The following is a 20,241-nucleotide window of genomic DNA, read 5'->3' as shown; positions in this document are numbered from 1 at the left end:
TCTGACATGAGTGACAGTAACTAAAACGCCATGAGCGACGACCATTCACAAAGCAATGACAGCCCCAGTCCCAAGAAGGGGTTCTTTACTCTTATCCTTAACCAGCTGTTCCACGGCGAGCCCAAAAACCGTGGCGATCTGGTCGAGCTGATCCGTGATTCCGAACAAAACGACCTGATCGATCCCGATACCCGCGACATGCTGGAAGGCGTGATGGATATCGCCGAACAGCGCGTGCGCGACATCATGATCCCCCGCTCCCAGATGGTGACGCTCAAGCGCAACCAGACGCTGGAAGAGTGCCTGGACGTGATTATCGACTCCGCCCACTCGCGCTTCCCGGTGATCAGCGAAGATAAAGATCACATCGAAGGCATCCTGATGGCCAAGGATCTGCTGCCGTTCATGCGCGCAGACTCCGAGCCGTTCAGCATCGACAAAGTGCTGCGCACCGCAGTGGTGGTGCCGGAAAGCAAACGCGTCGACCGGATGCTGAAAGAGTTTCGCTCCCAGCGCTATCACATGGCGATTGTCATTGACGAATTCGGCGGCGTGTCCGGCCTGGTCACCATCGAAGATATCCTGGAGCTGATCGTCGGCGAGATTGAAGACGAATACGACGACGAAGACGATCTGGATATCCGCCAGCTCAGCCGCCACATGTACACCGTGCGCGCGCTGGCGCCGATCGAAGACTTCAACGACGCCTTCGGCACCCATTTCAGCGACGACGAGGTCGATACCATCGGCGGTCTGGTGATGCAGGCCTTCGGCCACCTGCCGGCGCGCGGGGAAACCATTGAAATCGAAGGTTACCTATTTAAAGTTGCCATGGCCGACAGTCGACGTATCATCCAAGTTCATGTAAAAATTCCGGACGACTCTCCACCACCGAAACTGGAAGATTAAATCCAACATGGCTAAAGCCTCATTACTTGAACGCCAGCGGGTTCGCGCCCTGCTGGCGCTGTTGTCAGGTGCCGGCGGGACGCTGGCGTTCTCGCCCTACGATTTCTGGCCCGCGGCCATCGTCTCCCTGTTCGGCCTGCTGGCCGTTACCCTCAATCGCACCACCAAACAGTCCGCCCTGCTCGGCTTTGTCTGGGGCTTCGGGCTGTTCGGCAGCGGCATCAACTGGGTGTATGTCAGCATCGCCGATTTCGGCGGCATGCCCTTCGCCGTCAACGTCTTCCTGGTGGTACTGCTCGCCGCTTACCTGTCGCTGTATACCGGGCTGTTCGCCGGGCTGCTGACGCGCCTGTGGCCGGCCACCCGCTGGTGGCGGCTGGCCATCGCCGCGCCGGTGCTGTGGCAGGTGACCGAATTCCTGCGCGGCTGGGTGCTGACCGGCTTCCCGTGGCTGCAGTTCGGCTATAGCCAGATCAACGGCCCGCTGAAGGGCATCGCGCCGCTGCTGGGCGTCGACGCCATCACCTTTGTGCTGATGGCCATCGCCGGCCTGCTGGTGTACGCCGTCAATCAGCGCCGTCTCTCGGCAGCCGTGATTGCCGCCGCGCTGCTGCTGTTGCCGTGGCCGCTGCGCCAGCTGCAGTGGTTTACCCCGCAGCCGGAGAAAGCGGTGAACGTCGCCATGGTGCAAGGCAACATCGCTCAATCGATGAAATGGGATCCGAAAGCGCTGGTCAGCACGCTGCAAACCTATCTGGACGAAACCCGTCCCTACATGGGCAAGGCGCCGATCGTCATCTGGCCGGAATCCGCCATTCCGGATTATGAAGCCAATCAGAACGGCTTCCTGACGATGATGGACGACCTGATGCGGGCGAAGAACAGCAGCCTGATCACCGGCATCGTCGACGTGCGCGCCACGCCGCAGGGCCAGCAAATCTACAACAGTGCCATCGTGCTCGGTGAACCGACGCCGTACAGTTACCCGGCCAACGATCGCTACAACAAGCACCACCTGGTACCGTTCGGCGAGTTCGTGCCGCTGGAGACGCTGCTGCGGCCCCTGGCGCCGTTCTTCGACCTGCCGATGTCCTCCTTCAGCCGCGGCGACTACGTACAACCGCAGCTCAGCGTACGCGGCTACAACCTGACGGCGGCCATCTGCTACGAAATCGTGTTGGGCCAGCAGGTGCGCGATAACTTCCGCCCGGACACCAACTTCCTGCTGACCATCTCCAACGATGCCTGGTTCGGCCACTCCATCGGCCCGTGGCAGCACTTCCAGATGGCACGCATGCGGGCGCTGGAGCTCGGCCGACCGCTGCTGCGCAGCACCAATAACGGCGTCACCGCCGCGGTGGACGCGAATGGCGAGGTGATCGCCGAGATCCCGCAGTTCACCCGTCAGGTACTCGAAGTGAAAGTCACGCCGACCACCGGCCTCACGCCTTATGCGCGCTTCGGCGCCACGCCGCTGTGGGTGATCACCCTGTTGCTGGGCGGCTGGGCGCTGATGTTGGGCCTGCGCCGCAAATAGCCCTCTTCGTCGGGGCGCACCCGCTGCGCCCCGCTTTCCCGTCAAATCTTCCCTCAGTCAGAAAACGCCGTTAAATCAACGCGGCTGGCACACTCCTTGCTTTTATCTATGGCGACATCGCGCGCCGGTTTACTTTTGCTGACGTTTTGTCGCACCTGCGCACATTTTGGGTGCATTGAACGCACCGCACGGGTGCGCCGACGTTTTGTTGCATTGATTTGGTGCGCGCGGCGTCTCAAAAAATGAAACATTTTAGTTTCAAGGTGTTCACAATCGGTTATTTTTTAACAGCGTTCAGTTCATAAGACTATCTTTATAACTTGAGCAATAAACAGTCGATTTAACCTGACGCTCTTTAGTCAGAGCCACAACAACAGTAAAGGAGTTGGACCATGCAAATGCGTAAATTGGCGTTATCGTTACTGCTGCTCGGTGCGGCAGGTAGCGTGGCGCACGCGGAAGACCTGACCGGTACGCTGAAGAAAATCAAAGACAATGGCGTGATCGTTGTCGGCCACCGCGAATCGTCAGTGCCGTTCTCCTACTACGACAACCAACAAAAAGTTGTGGGCTATTCTCAGGACTACTCCAACCAAATCGTTGAAGCCGTTAAGAAAAAGCTGAATGCACCGAATCTGCAGGTGAAAATGCTGCCGATTACCTCGCAGAACCGCATCCCGCTGCTGCAAAACGGCACCTATGATTTCGAGTGCGGCTCCACCACCAATAACCTCGAGCGCCAGAAACAGGCCGCCTTCTCCGACACCATTTTCGTGGTCGGCACCCGCTTGCTGGTGAAAAAAGGCTCCGACATCAAAGACTTTAAAGACCTGGCCGGCAAACCGGTGGTGGTCACCTCCGGCACCACCTCTGAAGTGCTGCTGAACAAGCTGAACGACAGCGGCAAGATGAACATGCGCATCATCAGCGCCAAAGACCACGGCGACTCCTTCCGCACTCTGGAAAGCGGCCGCGCGGTGGCCTTCATGATGGACGACGCCCTGCTGGCGGGCGAGCGCGCCAAGGCCAAGAAGCCGGATCAGTGGGAAATCATCGGCACACCGCAGTCGAAAGAAGCCTACGGCTGCATGCTGCGTAAAGACGATCCTGCGTTCAAGAAACTGGTCGATGACACTATCGCCCAGGCGCAAACCTCCGGCGAAGCGGCCAAGTGGTTTGATAAATGGTTCAAGCAGCCGATTCCACCGAAAAACCTCAACATGAACTTCGAACTGTCGGACGACATGAAGCAGCTGTTCAAAGAACCTAACGACAAGGCATTGAACTAAATAGAATGACAGCCGGGGCGGCCGCCAGGCCAAACCGGCCCAGTTGATGACTGGGACAGACAGGTATGAGGGGGGCCGTTCCCCTCCCTCATTTTCCCCAAGGCGCATCACCGACATCCGCACACAATAAGCCAGCCAGACTGGCCGCGCGGCGATCGGCGCTCATCAAGTCATCAATCTTCGGCGCTCTGCGCCCGTTTACCGGAGTTTGTTATGTCAATAGATTGGAACTGGGGTATCTTCCTGCAGCAGGCCCCGTTTGGGAACACCACTTACCTCGGCTGGATCTGGTCCGGCTTTCAGGTCACGGTGGCCCTCTCCGTCTGTGCATGGATTATCGCTTTCTTCGTCGGTTCGCTGTTCGGTATCTTGCGTACCGTACCCAACCGCTTTCTTTCCGCCCTCGGCACCTGTTACGTCGAACTGTTCCGCAACGTGCCGCTGATCGTGCAATTCTTTACCTGGTATCTGGTGATCCCCGAGCTGCTGCCGGCCAATATCGGCACCTGGTTTAAAAGCGAGCTGGATCCCAACGTGCAGTTCTTCGTCTCTTCCATGCTTTGCCTGGGATTGTTTACCGCCGCCCGCGTTTGCGAACAGGTGCGCGCCGCCATCCAGTCCCTGCCGCGCGGCCAGAAAGCGGCCGGGCTGGCGATGGGCCTGACGCTGCCGCAAACCTACCGCTACGTGTTGCTGCCGAACGCCTACCGGGTGATCGTGCCGCCGATGACCTCGGAGATGCTCAACCTGGTCAAAAACTCCGCCATCTCCTCTACCATCGGGCTGGTGGACATGGCCGCGCAGGCCGGCAAGCTGTTGGATTACTCCGCACACGCCTATGAATCCTTTACCGCCATCACGCTGGCTTATATCGGCATCAACGCCGTTATCATGCTGTTTATGCGTCTGGTCGAAAAGAAAGTGCAGTTGCCTGGCAACCTGGGGAGTAAATAATGTACGAATTTGACTGGGCGTCGATCGTCCCAAGCTTCCCGTTTCTGCTGCAGGGCATGGTAATCACGCTGAAGATCACCGTGACCGCCATCGTGGTCGGCATTCTGTGGGGTACCGTGCTGGCGGTGATGCGCCTGTCGCCGTTCAAACCGATCAGCTGGTTCGCCACCCTGTACGTCAACCTGTTCCGCTCGGTGCCGCTGGTGATGGTGCTGCTGTGGTTCTACCTGGTGGTTCCAAGCTTATTACAACAGGTTCTAGGCTTATCGCCGAAAACCGATATTCGCCTGATCTCGGCTATGGTAGCCTTTTCCCTGTTTGAAGCGGCCTATTACTCGGAAATCATCCGCGCCGGCATCATCAGCATCTCGCGCGGCCAATCCTCCGCCGCGCTGGCGCTGGGCATGACCCATTGGCAATCCATGCGGCTGGTGATCCTGCCGCAGGCGTTCCGCGCCATGGTGCCGCTGCTGCTGACCCAGGGCATCGTCCTGTTCCAGGATACCTCGCTGGTTTACGTACTGAGCCTGGCCGACTTCTTCCGCACCGCGTCGACCATCGGCGAACGCGACGGCACCCAGGTTGAAATGATCCTGTTCGCCGGCTTTGTCTATTTTGTTATCAGCCTCGCCGCCTCGGCGCTGGTAAGCTATTTGAAGAAAAGGACTGTTTGATGATATCCCTGAAAAATGTTTCTAAGTGGTACGGTCACTTTCAGGTGTTGACCGATTGCACCACCGAAGTGAAAAAAGGCGAAGTGGTCGTCGTCTGCGGTCCTTCAGGTTCCGGCAAGTCCACCCTGATCAAAACCGTCAACGGCCTCGAGCCGATCCAGCAGGGCAATATCCTGGTGAACGGCACGCCGGTCAACGACAAGAAAACCAACCTGGCGCAGCTGCGTGCCAAGGTTGGCATGGTGTTCCAACACTTTGAGCTGTTCCCGCACCTGTCTATCATCGACAACCTGACGCTAGCGCAGGTGAAAGTGCTCAAGCGCGACAAATCCGCCTCACGCGAGAAGGGTCTGAAGCTGCTGGAGCGCGTCGGCCTCTCCGCCCATGCCAACAAGTTCCCCGGTCAGCTGTCCGGCGGCCAGCAGCAGCGCGTCGCCATCGCCCGTGCGCTGTGCATGGATCCTATCGCCATGCTGTTCGATGAGCCGACCTCTGCGCTCGATCCGGAAATGATCAACGAAGTGCTGGACGTGATGGTCGAACTGGCGAACGAAGGCATGACCATGATGGTGGTAACCCACGAAATGGGCTTCGCCCGCAAGGTGGCGAATCGAGTGATCTTTATGGACGAAGGCAAAATCGTCGAAGACCGCAACAAAGACGATTTCTTCAACAACCCCGAGTCCGATCGCGCCAAGGATTTTCTGGCCAAGATCCTGCACTAAACGCTCTGCCTATGCGCCCCGCCAGGGGCGCATCTTTTCCCCCGGCACTAAAAGCGCTTGTTTCTCCCCGGTTTTGATCCGATGCTCGCTGGATAACAAACAGAGGAGAAAGAACATGCCCCGCCCTATTATCATCGATTGCGATCCTGGCCTCGACGACGCCATCGCGCTGGCTATGGCGCTGCGTTCGTCAGAACTGGACATCAAAGCCATCACCACCTCCGCCGGCAACCAGACGCCGGAAAAAACCCTGCATAACGCGTTGGGCCTGTTGACCCTGATGCAGCGCGAGGACATCCCGGTCGCCGCCGGCGCCAGCGGCCCGCTGATGCGCGAACTGGTGATCGCCGACTATGTCCACGGCAAAACCGGCATGGGCAACACCCACCTGCCGACGCCGACAATCAAACCCGATCCCCGCGGCGCCGTCGAGCTGATCGCCGACTTGCTGCGCGCCAGCCCGCAGCCGATAACCCTGGTGGTGACCGGCCCGATGACCAATATCGCCCTGCTGCTGGCCCAGCATGCCGAGCTGAAAAGCCATATCGAACGCATCGTATTCATGGGCGGCGGTATGAACGCCGGCAATACTACGCCTGTCGCGGAGTTCAACATCTTCGTCGATCCCGAAGCCGCCGAAATGGTGCTGAAATCCGGGGTGCCGCTGACCATGGCCGGGCTGAACGTCACCCATCAAGCGCTGGTGTTGCCGCAGGATATCGAGCGCATTCGCCAGATAGACAATCCGGTCGCGCAGGCGGTCGCGGAGATGCTCGATTTTTACCTGCCGCTGTACCTCAGCCATCCGCGCGGCCTGCCCGGCGCTGCGATGCACGATCCCTGCACCATCGCCTGGCTGCTGGCGCCGCAGCTGTTCACCGGCGTAGAACGCTGGGTCGGTGTGGAGACCAAAGGGGAATACACCGTCGGCATGACGGTGGTGGACTATTTCCAGCAAACCGGCAACGCGACCAACGTGGAAGTGCTGACCAGCATCAACCGCGAGGGTTTTATCGATCTGCTGGCCGAGCGCCTGGCGCGTTATTGATCCCATCGGGGCGCGCTCGCGCCCCTCATTCAACTTTTTTGATTTAACTCAGCGAATTTTTGCGCTATCACTGTTGATGGCTTGCCTCTACCATGCGTTTACACCGACTGACATCGTCACCGATTAAACTTCGCCTGGAGATAAGCCAATGAGCCGCGTACTGGTCCTGAAATCAAGTATTCTGGGTGAATATTCCCAGTCTGGAAAATTAGTCGATTTTTTTGTTGAACAATGGCGTGAAGCTCACCCAGAAGACACGTTCACCGTGCGCGACTTGGCTAACCCAACGCTGCCGGAGCTGGATGGCGAAGTGATGGCTGGCTTTACCGCCGGCGACAACCCGCTGACGCCGCATCAGCAGAGCACCCTGGCGCTTTCCGATGAGCTGATTGCCGAGCTGAAGTCGCACGACACGCTGATCATCAGCGCCCCGATGTACAACTTCAACATCCCGACGCAGCTGAAAATCTACTTCGATCTGATCGCCCGCGCCGGTCAGACGTTCCGCTACACCTCCGCCGGTGCCGAAGGGCTGGTGACGGGCAAGAAAGCGATCGTCATCTCCAGCCGCGGCGGCATCCACGCCGACACGCCGACGGATCTGATCACGCCGTACGTGAAGCTGTTCCTGGGCTTTATCGGCATCACCGACGTTGAATTCGTGCTGGCGGAGGGCTTCGCCTACGGCCCGGAAGCGGCGGAGAAAGCCGCCCAGGACAGCCGCGTCGCGGTCGCGCAGAAAATCCCGGCCGGCGTCGCCGTACCGGCCAGCGCACCGGCGCAGGCGCAAGCCGCCCCAGCAGCCGTCAGCGGCGGTTTCCTGAGCAACCTGCTGAAGAAACTGTTCCGTTAAACGCCGGCCTTAGTGTTCCCCGCCCTGGCGGGGAACGTCATCAAGGCTCAAACGGCCGACGCTGGAACTGGTCGTGACCGCATTTCGGGCAAAGCGGCAGCACCTCCGGCGTGTAAAACGCCAGATGGTAGTGACACTGCTCGCACACCAGATTGCCCAACCCCACCACTTCACCGCTGTGATAAACGCCGTGATGGCTGACATCCTTGAACACTTCACGCCACTCCAGCTGGGTTTTGTCGGTGATATCCGCCAGTTCCTGCCACAGGCTCTCTTTGATCACCCGCATAAACACGCTGTCGGTAAACTCGTCCCGGCTTTCCTGATAGCTGCGGGCGAACTCTTCCAGATCGCGCCGCACCGCCTGCGTCACCTGCCGCACCTCGTCGCGGGTCAGATCTTCGGCCTCGTTCAACCGCCGCTCCGCGCTGGCCACCAGTTCGTCGATATCACGTTCACCGTTTTTCAGGCGTTCGGTCAGCGATGCCACCAATTCGCGGTAATACTGAGCAACCTTGTTCATAGACTCTCCTCGATAAACGCTGCGCCGGGCTTGGCTGTAGGGATACCCCTAAGCTACTTGTTCTTATTTTAGCCGTAAATGACTGATGTCACTTGGCAAGACGCGGGATCCGCAGGTTGTGAGCCGCGTCATGGCGGCGTTTTTTTTAAATGCGCCGAGTCAGGCGCTTGGAGTTGTTGCCGAGAGGGCTTATCAGCTATGCTATGCGGATCTACGAATACTAAATGTTCATTGCGTTGCCTCTGACCGGGGCAACGGTTTACACCTACAGGACCACCGGCCGCCATGCAAGAGCAATACCGTCCAGAAGACATAGAATCGAACGTACAGCTTCACTGGCAAGAGAAGCAGACTTTCAAAGTTATCGAAGACGACAGCAAGGAAAAGTACTACTGCCTATCCATGCTGCCTTACCCGTCCGGCCGACTGCACATGGGCCACGTTCGTAACTACACTATCGGCGACGTGATCTCGCGCTATCAGCGCATGCTGGGCAAAAACGTACTGCAGCCGATCGGCTGGGATGCGTTCGGCCTGCCGGCGGAAGGTGCGGCGGTGAAAAACAACACCGCACCGGCCCCGTGGACCTACGACAACATCGAATACATGAAGAACCAGCTGAAACTGCTGGGCTTCGGCTACGACTGGGATCGCGAAATCGCTACCTGCCAGCCGGAATACTACCGCTGGGAACAGTGGTTCTTCACCAAGCTGTATGAAAAAGGCCTGGTCTACAAGAAGACCTCGGCGGTGAACTGGTGTCCGCACGATCTGACCGTGCTGGCCAACGAACAGGTTATCGACGGCTGCTGCTGGCGCTGCGACACCAAGGTCGAGCGTAAAGAGATCCCGCAGTGGTTCATCAAAATCACCGCTTACGCCGATCAGCTGCTGAACGATCTGGACACGCTGGAAAGCTGGCCGGAGCAGGTGAAAACCATGCAGCGCAACTGGATTGGCCGCTCCGAAGGCGTGGAAATCACCTTCGACGTGGCGGACAGCGAAGAGAAGCTGACGGTTTACACCACCCGTCCCGACACCTTCATGGGCGCCACCTACGTGGCGGTCGCCGCGGGCCACCCGCTGGCGCAACAGGGCGCGCGCAACAATCCGGCGCTGACCGACTTCATCGACGAATGCCGCAACACCAAAGTGGCCGAAGCCGAAATGGCGACGATGGAGAAGAAAGGCATGCCAACCGGCCTGTTCGTTGTCCACCCGCTGAGCGGCGAGAAGCTGCCGGTGTGGGTCGCCAACTTCGTGCTGATGGAATACGGCACCGGCGCCGTGATGGCGGTACCGGCGCACGACCAGCGCGACTGGGAATTCGCCACCAAATACGATTTGCCGATCAAACCGGTGATCCTGAACCTCGACGGCAGCCAACCTGACGTGAGCGCCGAAGCGATGACCGACAAAGGCGCGCTGTTCAACTCCAGCGAGTTTGACGGTCTGGACAACGAAGCCGGCTTTAACGCCATCGCCGACAAACTGGTCGCCAAGGGCGTGGGCCAGCGCAAGGTCAACTACCGTCTGCGCGACTGGGGCGTCTCCCGTCAGCGTTACTGGGGCGCGCCAATCCCGATGGTGACGCTGGAAGACGGCACCGTGATGCCGACGCCGGAAGATCAGCTGCCGGTGATCTTGCCGGAAGACGTGGTCATGGACGGCATCACCAGCCCGATCAAGGCCGACCCTGAGTGGGCGAAGACCACCGTTGACGGCCAGCCGGCGCTGCGTGAAACCGACACCTTCGACACCTTTATGGAGTCTTCCTGGTACTACGCGCGCTATACCTGCCCGCAGTACGACCAGGGCATGCTGGATCCGGCCGCCGCCAACTACTGGCTGCCGGTCGATCAATATATCGGCGGTATCGAACACGCCATCATGCACCTGATGTACTTCCGCTTCTTCCACAAGCTGATGCGCGATGCGGGCCTGGTGGATTCCGACGAGCCGGCCAAGCGCCTGCTGTGTCAGGGCATGGTGCTGGCCGACGCCTTCTACTACACCGGCAACAGCGGCGAGCGCGTCTGGGTATCTCCGGTTGACGCCACGGTCGAGCGCGACGACAAGGGCCGCATCATCAAGGCCACCGATCCGCAAGGCCGTGAACTGGTCTATGCTGGCATGAGCAAAATGTCGAAGTCGAAGAACAACGGCATCGACCCGCAGGAAATGGTGGAAAAATACGGCGCGGACACCGTGCGTCTGTTCATGATGTTCGCTTCACCGGCAGAAATGACGCTGGAGTGGCAGGAATCCGGCGTAGAAGGGGCTAACCGCTTCCTGAAGCGCGTATGGAAACTGGCCTACGATCACGTGGCAAAAGGCGCGGTACAGCCGCTGGACGTGGCGGCGCTGAACGAAGATCAGAAAGCGCTGCGCCGCGATCTGCACAAAACCATCGCCAAGGTGACCGACGATATCGGCCGCCGTCAGACCTTCAACACCGCGATCGCCGCCGTGATGGAGCTGATGAACAAGCTGGCCCGCGCGCCGCAGGAGAGCGAGCAGGATCGCGCGCTGCTGCAGGAAGCGCTGCTGGCCGTGGTTCGCATGCTGTATCCGTTCACCCCGCACGTGTGCTTCACCCTGTGGCAGTCGCTGGGCGGCGAAGGCGACGTGGACACCGCGCCATGGCCGGTTGCCGACGAACAGGCGATGGTCGAGGACTCCAAGCTGGTGGTGGTGCAGGTGAACGGCAAGGTTCGCGCTAAAATCACCGTATCTGCCGATGCGACCGAAGAGCAAGTGCGCGCGCGCGCTGCCGAAGAGCATCTGGTGGCTAAATATCTGGACGGCGTCACGATTCGCAAAGTGATCTACGTTCCGGGCAAACTGCTTAACCTGGTTGTGGGTTAACACAAGGAGGAGTTGTGCGACAACGTATTCTGACGCTGTTGCTGGGGTTGGCGGTGCTGGTCACCGCCGGCTGCGGTTTTCACCTGCGTGGCACCACGCAGGTGCCTAATGAAATGAAAACGCTGATCCTGGACAGTTCGGATCCTTATGGTCCATTGACGCGCGCGGTGCGTGAGCAGCTGCGTTTGAACGCCGTGACCATCGTCAGCGATCCGAAGCGTAAAGACGTGCCTTCTCTGCGCATCGTCGGCGCGACGGAAAGCCAGGATACCGCCTCGATCTTCCAGGACGGTAAAACCGCCGAGTACCAGCTGGTGCTGACCGTGCAGGCCCAGGTGCTGCTCCCGGGCCACGACCTGTACCCGCTGTCGGTAAAAGTGTTCCGTTCGTTCTTCGACAACCCGCTGACCGCGCTGGCCAAAGACTCCGAGCAGGAGATCATTCGCCAGGAAATGCGTGAGCAGGCGGCGCAACAGCTGGTGCGCAAACTGCTGACCGTGCACGCGGCGGAAGAAGAAAACCGGCAGAAAGCCGCTGCCGTCGGCGAACGAGCGGCAAGCCAAACCGCACAATGATCCGCATTTATCCGGAACAACTTGCCGCGCAGCTCCGAGAGGGGCTGCGCGCTTGTTATTTATTGAGCGGCAATGAACCGCTACTGCTGCAGGAAAGCCAGGATCTGCTCCGGCAGGCTGCGCAACAGCAGCAGTTCAGCGAGCACTACAGCATTTCCCTCGACGCCCATACCGACTGGGACGCCATCTTCGGCATCTGCCAGGCGATGAGCCTGTTCGCCAGCCGCCAGACGCTGCTGCTGATCTTCCCGGAAAACGGCCCGACGGCGCCGATCGGCGAACAGCTGACCAAGCTTGCCACGCTGCTGCACGAGGATATTCTGCTGATCCTGCGCGGCCCGCGCCTCACCAAAGCGCAGGAAAACAGCGCCTGGTTCAAGGCGCTCAGCCCACACGGCGCCCTTGTCAGTTGCCAGACGCCGGAACAGGCACAGCTGCCGCGCTGGGTCGCCACGCGCGCCAAGGCGATGAAGCTGGAATTGGACGACGCCGCCAATCAGCTGTTGTGCTACTGCTACGAAGGCAACCTGCTGGCGCTGTCGCAGGCGCTGGAGCGGCTGTCGCTGCTGCACCCAGACGGCAAACTCACGCTGCCGCGCGTCGAACAGGCGGTGAACGACGCCGCCCACTTCACGCCGTTCCACTGGCTGGATGCCCTGCTGGCCGGCAAAAGCAAGCGCGCCTGGCATATCTTGCAGCAGCTGCAGCAAGAGGACGTGGAGCCAGTGATCCTGCTGCGCACCTTACAGCGCGAACTGCTGCTGTTGCTGACGCTGCAGCGCCGCATGGCGTCCGCGCCGCTGCGCACGCTGTTCGACCAGCACAAGGTCTGGCAGAATCGCCGCCCGCTGGTGACCCAGGCGCTGCAACGCCTGTCCGGCGCCCAGCTGCAGCAAGCGGTACAGCTGCTGACGCAAATCGAGCTGACCCTCAAGCAGGACTATGGCCAGTCGGTCTGGCCGGAACTGGAAACCCTGTCGATGCTGCTGTGCGGCAAACCCCTGGCCACGAGTTTTAGCGATGCCCACTAATCCGGAACACCCCACCGTTTTGCACGCGCTGTTCGGCGGCACCTTCGATCCGATCCACTACGGCCACCTGCGGCCGGTGGAAGCGTTGGCCGCCGAAGTGGGTCTGAATCGCGTCACGCTGCTGCCTAACCACGTGCCGCCGCACCGCCCGCAGCCGGAGGCCAATGCGCAGCAACGCCTGAAGATGGTCGAGCTGGCGATCGCCGGCAACCCGCTGTTTGCGGTCGACGATCGCGAACTGCACCGCACCACCCCCTCCTACACCATCGAGACGTTGGAAACGATTCGTAAAGAGCGTGGCGCCGCCCAGCCACTGGCGTTTATTATTGGCCAGGACTCGCTGCTGACATTGCATAAATGGCATCGCTGGCAGGCGCTGTTGGACGTCTGCCACCTGCTGGTGCTGGCGCGCCCGGGCTATAACGATCGCATGGACACACCGGAACTGCAGCAGTGGCTGGAACGCCATCGCACCGTCGATCCGGCGCTGCTCAGCCGTCGCCCGCACGGCCATATCTATCTGGCAGATACGCCGGAACTGGAAATTTCCGCCACCGAGATCCGCCAGCGCCGCCATCAGGGCCTCAACTGCGACGACCTGCTGCCACGCCCGGTGCAGCGCTATATCGAGTTGCAGGGTTTATATCGCTAGCGAAAGGTGCGTGATATACTGCGCCGCTATTTTTCAGGTATCCGCTGAAAACCCCGGAAACCTTAGCTGGCCGGGCAGTCACCAGTTAGCTGGCTTTCAGCGGCAGCCTGCCGAAACCATTATCCGGTTACGCCGCGGCGTGCGCATGTTGCCCGCTGCAGTCGACTGAACAGAACACACCCGAGGGGGAACCTTTGCAAGGTAAAGCGCTCCAAGATTTCGTCATCGATAAAATCGATGACCTGAAAGGCCAAGACATTATCGCTCTGGACGTACAGGGCAAATCCAGCATCACTGATTGCATGATCATCTGCACCGGCACATCGACTCGCCACGTGATGTCGATCGCCAACCACGTGGTACAGGAATCCCGTGCCGTAGGCATGGAGCTGTTTGGCATGAAAGGCCAGGAAGCCTCCGACTGGATCGTGGTCGATCTGGGCGAAGTGATCGTACACGTGATGCAGGAAGAAAGCCGTCGCCTGTACGAGCTGGAAAAACTCTGGAGCTAAGCGGTGAAACTGCAATTGGTGGCGGTCGGCACCAAAATGCCAGACTGGGTGCAAACCGGCTTTATGGATTACCTGCACCGCTTTCCCAAAGATATGCCGTTTGAGCTGACCGAGATCCCGGCGGGCAAACGCGGCAAAAACGCCGACATCAAGCGCATTCTGGACAAGGAAGGCGAACAGATGCTGGCGGCGGTGGGCAAAGGCAACCGCATCGTTACGCTGGATATCCCAGGCACGCCGTGGGAAACGCCGCAGCTGGCGCAGCAGCTTGAGCGCTGGAAGCAGGATGGCCGCAACGTCAGCCTGCTGATCGGCGGCCCGGAAGGGCTGGCGCCCGCCTGCAAAGCCGCTGCCGAGCAGAGCTGGTCGCTTTCTCCGTTGACGCTGCCGCATCCTTTGGTGCGCGTCCTGGTGGCCGAAAGCCTCTACCGCGCCTGGAGTATTACAACAAATCATCCTTACCACCGGGAATAGCCGGTGGTGACCGTGACAGAGTGAAATAAAGCAGCGGGATGAAAATAGAACGTAACCCTTTTCGCGACTATACGGCTGAATCCGCCCTGTTTGTACGCCGCGCCCTGGTGGCGTTCCTGGTCATCCTGGTGCTGTCCGGCATCCTGATCGCCAACCTGTATAATCTGCAAGTGGTCCGCGTCGAGGATTACCGCACCCGCTCCAACGAAAACCGCATCAAGCTGGTGCCCATCGCGCCCAGCCGCGGCATTATCTACGATCGCAACGGCACCCCGCTGGCACTCAACCGCACCATTTATCAGCTGGAGCTGATGCCGGAGAAGGTTGACGATCTCAAAGCCACGCTGCAGGCGCTGCGCACGGTGGTCGATCTGACCGACGACGACATCACCAATTTCGAAAAAGAGCGCAAGCGTTCGCGCCGTTTCGTCTCCATTCCGGTGAAAACCGCGCTAACCGAGGTGCAGGTCGCCCGCTTTGCGGTCAATCAGTTCCGCTTCCCCGGCGTGGAAGTAAAAGGCTACCAGCGCCGCTACTACCCCTACGGTTCCGCCCTCACCCACGTCACCGGCTATGTGTCTAAGATCAACGACCGCGACGTCGAACGCCTGGATAAAGACGGCAAGCTGGCCAACTACGCCGCCACCCACGATATCGGCAAGCTGGGCATCGAACGCTATTACGAAGACACGCTGCACGGCAAAACCGGCTATGAAGAGGTCGAGGTCAACAACCGTGGCCGGGTGATCCGCCAATTGCACGAACAGCCGCCTTCCGCCGGTCAGGACGTTTACCTGACGCTCGATCTTGATTTGCAGCGCTATATCGAGCAGCTGCTGGTCGGCAGCCGCGCCGCGGTGGTGGTGAGCGATCCACGCACCGGCGCCATCCTGGCAATGGTGTCCAACCCGAGTTACGATCCAAACCTGTTCGTCGACGGCATTTCCAGCAAGGACTACCAGGGGCTGTTGAACGATCCGAATCGCCCGCTGATCAACCGCGCCACGCAGGGGGTCTATCCGCCAGCATCAACGGTGAAGCCTTACATCGCGGTGTCGGCGCTGAGCGCCGGAGTGATCACCAAAAACACCGTGGTGTTCGATCCCGGTTGGTGGCAACTGCCCGGCTCGGAAAAACGCTTCCGCGACTGGAAAAAATGGGGCCACGGCCGCCTGAACGTCACCAAGGCGCTGGAAGAGTCCGCAGATACCTATTTCTATCAGGTCGCCTATGACATGGGGATCGATCGGCTGTCGACCTGGCTGACCAAATTCGGTTACGGCCAGTACACCGGCATCGATCTGTCCGAAGAACGATCCGGCCTAATGCCGACGCGCGAGTGGAAGCTGAAACGCTATAAAAAGCCGTGGTATCAGGGCGACACCATTCCGGTGGGTATCGGCCAGGGTTACTGGACCGCCACGCCGATCCAGATGGCCAAAGCGCTGAACACCCTGATCAACGACGGCACCGTCAAAACGCCGCACCTGCTGCAGAGTACCCGCGTCAACGGCGCGCTGGTGCCGTTCAAACAGGAAGAGAGCACGCAGATCGGCGATATTCACTCCGGCTTCTGGGAAATCGCCAAAGACGGCATGTATGGTGTGGCCAACCGTCCGAACGGGACGGCGCGCAAATACTTTGCGGACGCACCTTATAAAGCCGCGGCGAAATCGGGTACCGCACAGGTATTCGGCTATGAAACCTACAACGCCCACAAACTGGCGGAGCACCTGCGCGATCACAAACTGATGACCGCCTTCGCACCGTTCAACAATCCGACGGTGTCGGTCGCCATCATTCTGGAAAACGGCGGCTCCGGTCCGGCGGTGGGAACCATCACCCGCCAGATCCTCGACCACATTCTGCTGGGCGACAATAATACGCAATTGCCAAGCGAGGCCCCGCTGCCGCCTGGCGTAGAAGGTGACTAAGGTAGAACATGACTGAAAGCCAACAAAAAGGCTCGATCTGGACCAAAATCCACATCGACCCGACGTTCCTGCTGCTGATCCTGGCCCTGCTGGTCTACAGCGCCTTCGTGATGTGGAGCGCCAGCGGCCAGGACATCGGCATGATGGAGCGCAAGATCGGGCAGATCGTCATGGGGCTGATCGTGATGGCCGTCATGGCGCAGATCCCGCCGCGCGTGTACGAAAGCTGGGCGCCCTATCTGTATATCTTCTGCGTGATTTTGCTGATCCTGGTGGACGCCTTCGGGCAGATCAGTAAAGGCGCGCAGCGCTGGTTGGATCTCGGCGTAGTGCGCTTCCAGCCGTCGGAAATCGCCAAGATCGCCGTGCCGCTGATGGTGGCGCGCTTTATGAACCGCGACGTCTGCCCGCCTTCGCTGAAAAACACCGCCATCGCGCTGGTGCTGATCTTCCTGCCGACGCTGCTGGTGGCCGCGCAGCCGGATCTGGGCACCTCTATCCTGATCGCCGCTTCCGGCCTGTTCGTACTGTTCCTGTCCGGCATGAGCTGGAAGCTGATCGCCGTCGCCGCCGTCGCGCTGGCGGCCTTCATCCCGGTGCTGTGGTTCTTCCTGATGCACGGCTATCAGCGCGACCGCGTCATGATGCTGCTCGATCCGGAGAGCGACCCGCTCGGCGCCGGTTATCACATCATTCAATCCAAGATCGCCATCGGCTCCGGCGGCCTGTCCGGCAAGGGCTGGCTGCACGGCACCCAGTCGCAGCTGGAGTTTCTGCCGGAGCGCCATACCGACTTTATCTTCGCCGTCCTGGCCGAAGAGCTGGGGCTGATCGGGGTGCTGGTGCTGCTGGCGCTTTACCTGCTGGTGATCATCCGCGGGCTGATGATCGCCGCCAAGGCGCAAACCACCTTTGGCCGCGTCATGGTCGGCGGCTTGATGCTGATTTTGTTCGTTTATGTCTTTGTTAACATCGGTATGGTCAGTGGCATTTTGCCGGTAGTTGGCGTACCTTTGCCTCTGGTCAGTTACGGGGGTTCGGCGCTGATAGTGTTGATGGCCGGTTTCGGCATCATCATGTCGATCCACACGCATCGGAAAATGCTGTCTAAAAGTTTATAAGAGGTGAGTAATGCGTAAGGAATGGCTTTGGATCGGCGTCGCGGCGGTGTTGCTCTCCGCCTGTACCGCCCCGACCACGGAACAGCAAGCCCCTCCGCAGCCGTACAACGGCCCGGTGGTGGAAATCGGCGGCGTCGAGCCTCAATATGAACCCTATAACCCTAATAACATGCAGGATTATAAGGTTAATGGCGATACTTACCGCATCGTAAAAGATCCGCAGAACTTCTCGCAGACCGGCCTGGCGGCCTGGTATGGCGAAGAGGCCAACGGCAACACCACGGCGCTGGGCGAGCAGTTTGACCCCAACGGCCTGACGGCGGCGCATCCGACCCTGCCAATCCCAAGCTATGTGCGCGTCACTAACCTGGCCAACGGCCGTCAGCTGGTGGTGCGCGTCAACGATCGCGGGCCTTACACCAAGGGCCGTATTATCGATCTGTCGAAAGCCGCCGCCGATCGCCTCAACCTGTCGAACAACACCAAGGTCAAAGTCGATTTCATCAATGTGGCGCCGGACGGCACGCTGAGCGGCCCAGGCACCATCGGTACCATCGTGGCGAAGCAGAGCTATGCCCTGCCGTCGCGCCCGGATCTCGGCGCCAGCGGCATGGGCACCCCCATCCAACAGGACGTGCCGGTCGCCAGCGGCGCGGCGGTACGCCCGATCGATAACAGCACCCTGCGCACCGACGACGACAACGCCCCAGCAACTGGCGGCAACGCCGGTAGCGGCCGCAGCGGTTTCCTCGGCGCGCCAAGCGCATTGCCGGCCGGCGTGCTGGAAGGTTCGGAGCCTGAAGCCGCCGCCGTGGCTGCACCGGTCGCGGCCGGCGCCGCAGCTGCCGGCATGGCTGCCGCTTCGTCCTCCGGCGGTTACGTGGTGCAGGTCGGTGCGCTGAGCAGCGCCGAGCGTGCCCAGAGCTGGCAGCAAAGCCTGAGCCAACAGTTTGGCGTCCCGGGCAAAGTGGCGGCCAACGGCAACGTTTATCGCGTCCAGCTCGGCCCGTTCAGCAGCCGTCAGCAGGCGGCCCAGCTGCAGCAACGCCTGGCGAGCGAAGCGCAACAACAGTCTTTCGTTACTGCTGCACCCTGAGCATTAAGCCCGGTGGGCATTCACGGCCGATAAGCGGTTATTTAGCTGAAACATTTTCTTGCAGCTAAAAGGGCACTAACCGCAATTAGTCAGATGAATGGGTAATGCCTGCCGGGATCGCATCTGCTATAGTGTGGCTCGTTTTTTAACTTTACTTTCACGGATGTTGTAGTCCCGATCATGAAACAAGTAACTTCTTTTCGCTTAATCAAAAGCATCGCCCTCGGCACCGTTATCGCAATGAGCGCAGCCTCCGTTGCGCACGCCGATGACGTTAACATCAAAACCATGATCCCAGGTGTCCCGCAGATCGATGCGGAAGCGTACATCCTGATTGATTACAACTCCGGCAAGGTGCTGGCCGAGATGAACGCCGATGCGCGTCGCGATCCGGCCAGCCTGACCAAAATGATGACCAGCTACGTCATCGGCCAGGCGCTGAAAGCGGGTAAAATCGGCCAGGACGATCTGGTGACCGTCGGCCAGGACGCCTGGGCGACCGGCAACCCGGTGTTCAAAGGCTCCTCGCTGATGTTCCTGAAGCCGGGCGATCGCGTGCCGGTCTCCAAACTGACCCGCGGCATCAACCTGCAGTCCGGTAACGACGCCTGCGTGGCGATGGCCGACTACGTCGCCGGCAGCCAGGACGCGTTCGTTAACCTGATGAACACCTACGTCAGCAAGCTGGGCCTGCAGAACACTCACTTCCAGACGGTACACGGCCTGGATGCCCAGGGCCAGTACAGTTCGGCGCGCGACATGGCGCTGATCGGCCAGGCGCTGATCCGCGACGTGCCGGAAGAGTACGCGATCTACAAAGAAAAAGAGTTCACCTTCAACAATATCCGCCAGATGAACCGCAACGGTCTGCTGTGGGATAACAGCCTGAACGTCGACGGCATCAAAACCGGCCATACCGACGCGGCGGGTTACAACCTGGTGGCTTCGGCGACCGAAGGCCAAATGCGCCTGATCTCCGCCGTGATGGGCGGCCGCACCTACAAAGGCCGTGAAGCCGAAAGCAAGAAACTGCTGACCTGGGGCTTCCGCTTCTTCGAAACCGTGGCGCCGCTGAAAGTCGGTAAAGAGTTCGCTTCTGAGCCTGTCTGGTTCGGCGATGCCGACCGCGTTGAGCTGGGCGTGGACAAAGACGTCTACCTGACCATTCCGCGCGGCCGCATGAAAGATCTGAAGGCCAGCTACGTGCTGAACACGCCGGAAATTCACGCGCCGCTGGCGAAAAACCAGGTGGTGGGCAGCATCAACTTCCAGCTGGACGGCAAAACCATCGATCAGCGCCCGCTGGTGGTGATGAACGAAGTGAAAGAAGGCGGTTTCTTCAGCCGCATCGTGGACTACATCAAACTGATGTTCCACCACTGGTTCGGTTAATGGTTGAAACGGGCGAAATTGCCCCCATATACTGAATAACATTAACTCCCGCCCCGGCGGGAGTTATAATTTAT

The 20,241-nt window shown here is 59.8% G+C and carries 19 protein-coding genes; 18 read left to right on the top strand and 1 reads right to left on the bottom strand.

Annotated elements, in window-relative coordinates:
* Positions 1-30: 30 nt before the first annotated feature.
* The 8 genes from corC (at position 31) to ACMGGW_RS04135 (ending at position 7,989) form a co-directional block, all read left to right on the top strand.
* Positions 31-909: a CNNM family magnesium/cobalt transport protein CorC gene (gene corC / locus ACMGGW_RS04170; RefSeq protein WP_025301851.1), complete on the top strand. Its 879-nt coding sequence runs from the start codon at positions 31-33 to the stop codon at positions 907-909.
* 7 nt (positions 910-916) lie between these two features.
* Positions 917-2,446, top strand: coding sequence for an apolipoprotein N-acyltransferase (lnt, locus tag ACMGGW_RS04165; protein WP_025301850.1), 1,530 nt, complete (start codon positions 917-919; stop codon positions 2,444-2,446).
* 392 nt (positions 2,447-2,838) lie between these two features.
* Positions 2,839-3,735 (top strand): amino acid ABC transporter substrate-binding protein, encoded by an 897-nt coding sequence (locus ACMGGW_RS04160; protein ID WP_025301849.1) that lies wholly within the window; start codon positions 2,839-2,841, stop codon positions 3,733-3,735.
* A 213-nt stretch (positions 3,736-3,948) separates the two neighbouring features.
* The gene (locus ACMGGW_RS04155) at positions 3,949-4,689 is read left to right on the top strand and encodes an amino acid ABC transporter permease (RefSeq protein WP_420279206.1); all 741 of its coding nucleotides are present in this window, start codon (positions 3,949-3,951) and stop codon (positions 4,687-4,689) included.
* Entirely contained in the window at positions 4,689-5,363 is a 675-nt protein-coding gene (gene gltK / locus ACMGGW_RS04150; RefSeq protein ID WP_025301848.1) for a glutamate/aspartate ABC transporter permease GltK, read from the top strand. The genes ACMGGW_RS04155 and gltK overlap by 1 nt, the downstream gene beginning before the upstream one ends.
* A complete protein-coding gene (locus ACMGGW_RS04145; protein WP_025301847.1) occupies positions 5,363-6,088 on the top strand; it encodes an amino acid ABC transporter ATP-binding protein in 726 nt (241 codons plus the stop codon). Before gltK ends, ACMGGW_RS04145 begins: the two co-directional genes overlap by 1 nt.
* Positions 6,089-6,203: 115 nt before the next feature.
* Positions 6,204-7,136, top strand: a complete 933-nt coding sequence (gene rihA / locus ACMGGW_RS04140) for a pyrimidine-specific ribonucleoside hydrolase RihA (RefSeq protein ID WP_197832313.1) — start codon at positions 6,204-6,206, stop codon at positions 7,134-7,136.
* Between the two features lie 148 nt (positions 7,137-7,284).
* The gene (locus tag ACMGGW_RS04135; protein WP_049206176.1) at positions 7,285-7,989 is read left to right on the top strand and encodes an FMN-dependent NADH-azoreductase; all 705 of its coding nucleotides are present in this window, start codon (positions 7,285-7,287) and stop codon (positions 7,987-7,989) included.
* A gap of 40 nt (positions 7,990-8,029) precedes the next feature.
* On the opposite strand, the gene ACMGGW_RS04130 is transcribed toward ACMGGW_RS04135, so the two are convergent.
* Positions 8,030-8,512, bottom strand: a complete 483-nt coding sequence (locus tag ACMGGW_RS04130; RefSeq protein ID WP_025301844.1) for a zinc ribbon-containing protein — start codon at positions 8,510-8,512, stop codon at positions 8,030-8,032.
* A 285-nt stretch (positions 8,513-8,797) separates the two neighbouring features.
* Here ACMGGW_RS04130 and leuS point away from each other — a divergent pair, with 285 nt between their 5' ends.
* From leuS to dacA, 10 genes are all read left to right on the top strand, one after another.
* Positions 8,798-11,380: a leucine--tRNA ligase gene (leuS, locus tag ACMGGW_RS04125; RefSeq protein WP_197832314.1), complete on the top strand. Its 2,583-nt coding sequence runs from the start codon at positions 8,798-8,800 to the stop codon at positions 11,378-11,380.
* Between the two features lie 14 nt (positions 11,381-11,394).
* Positions 11,395-11,955 carry an LPS assembly lipoprotein LptE gene (gene lptE / locus ACMGGW_RS04120; RefSeq protein WP_049242706.1) on the top strand — a complete coding sequence of 187 codons (561 nt, stop codon included), beginning with the start codon at positions 11,395-11,397 and terminating at the stop codon, positions 11,953-11,955.
* Positions 11,952-12,986, top strand: coding sequence for a DNA polymerase III subunit delta (holA, locus tag ACMGGW_RS04115; protein ID WP_149570297.1), 1,035 nt, complete (start codon positions 11,952-11,954; stop codon positions 12,984-12,986). Before lptE ends, holA begins: the two co-directional genes overlap by 4 nt.
* The gene (gene nadD / locus ACMGGW_RS04110) at positions 12,976-13,638 is read left to right on the top strand and encodes a nicotinate-nucleotide adenylyltransferase (protein ID WP_025301840.1); all 663 of its coding nucleotides are present in this window, start codon (positions 12,976-12,978) and stop codon (positions 13,636-13,638) included. Before holA ends, nadD begins: the two co-directional genes overlap by 11 nt.
* A 194-nt stretch (positions 13,639-13,832) precedes the next feature.
* Positions 13,833-14,150 (top strand): ribosome silencing factor, encoded by a 318-nt coding sequence (gene rsfS, locus ACMGGW_RS04105; protein ID WP_025301839.1) that lies wholly within the window; start codon positions 13,833-13,835, stop codon positions 14,148-14,150.
* A gap of 3 nt (positions 14,151-14,153) precedes the next feature.
* A complete protein-coding gene (gene rlmH / locus ACMGGW_RS04100; protein ID WP_004940002.1) occupies positions 14,154-14,624 on the top strand; it encodes a 23S rRNA (pseudouridine(1915)-N(3))-methyltransferase RlmH in 471 nt (156 codons plus the stop codon).
* 38 nt (positions 14,625-14,662) lie between these two features.
* On the top strand, positions 14,663-16,558 hold the full coding sequence (mrdA, locus tag ACMGGW_RS04095; protein WP_025301838.1) for a peptidoglycan DD-transpeptidase MrdA: 1,896 nt from the start codon (positions 14,663-14,665) through the stop codon (positions 16,556-16,558).
* Positions 16,559-16,566: 8 nt separating this feature from the next.
* Complete coding sequence (gene mrdB, locus ACMGGW_RS04090) at positions 16,567-17,679, top strand: peptidoglycan glycosyltransferase MrdB (RefSeq protein ID WP_004940006.1); 1,113 nt, start codon at positions 16,567-16,569, stop codon at positions 17,677-17,679.
* 10 nt (positions 17,680-17,689) lie between these two features.
* The gene (gene rlpA / locus ACMGGW_RS04085) at positions 17,690-18,775 is read left to right on the top strand and encodes an endolytic peptidoglycan transglycosylase RlpA (protein ID WP_060447629.1); all 1,086 of its coding nucleotides are present in this window, start codon (positions 17,690-17,692) and stop codon (positions 18,773-18,775) included.
* 180 nt (positions 18,776-18,955) lie between these two features.
* Entirely contained in the window at positions 18,956-20,167 is a 1,212-nt protein-coding gene (gene dacA / locus ACMGGW_RS04080) for a D-alanyl-D-alanine carboxypeptidase DacA (RefSeq protein WP_004940010.1), read from the top strand.
* The last annotated feature ends 74 nt before the right edge of the window (positions 20,168-20,241 follow it).

Source organism: Serratia sp. BNK-4 (assembly GCF_048685115.1).
In the GTDB taxonomy this organism is placed as follows: Bacteria; Pseudomonadota; Gammaproteobacteria; order Enterobacterales; family Enterobacteriaceae; genus Serratia; species Serratia bockelmannii.
This window is presented reverse-complemented; position numbering and strand designations above follow the sequence as displayed.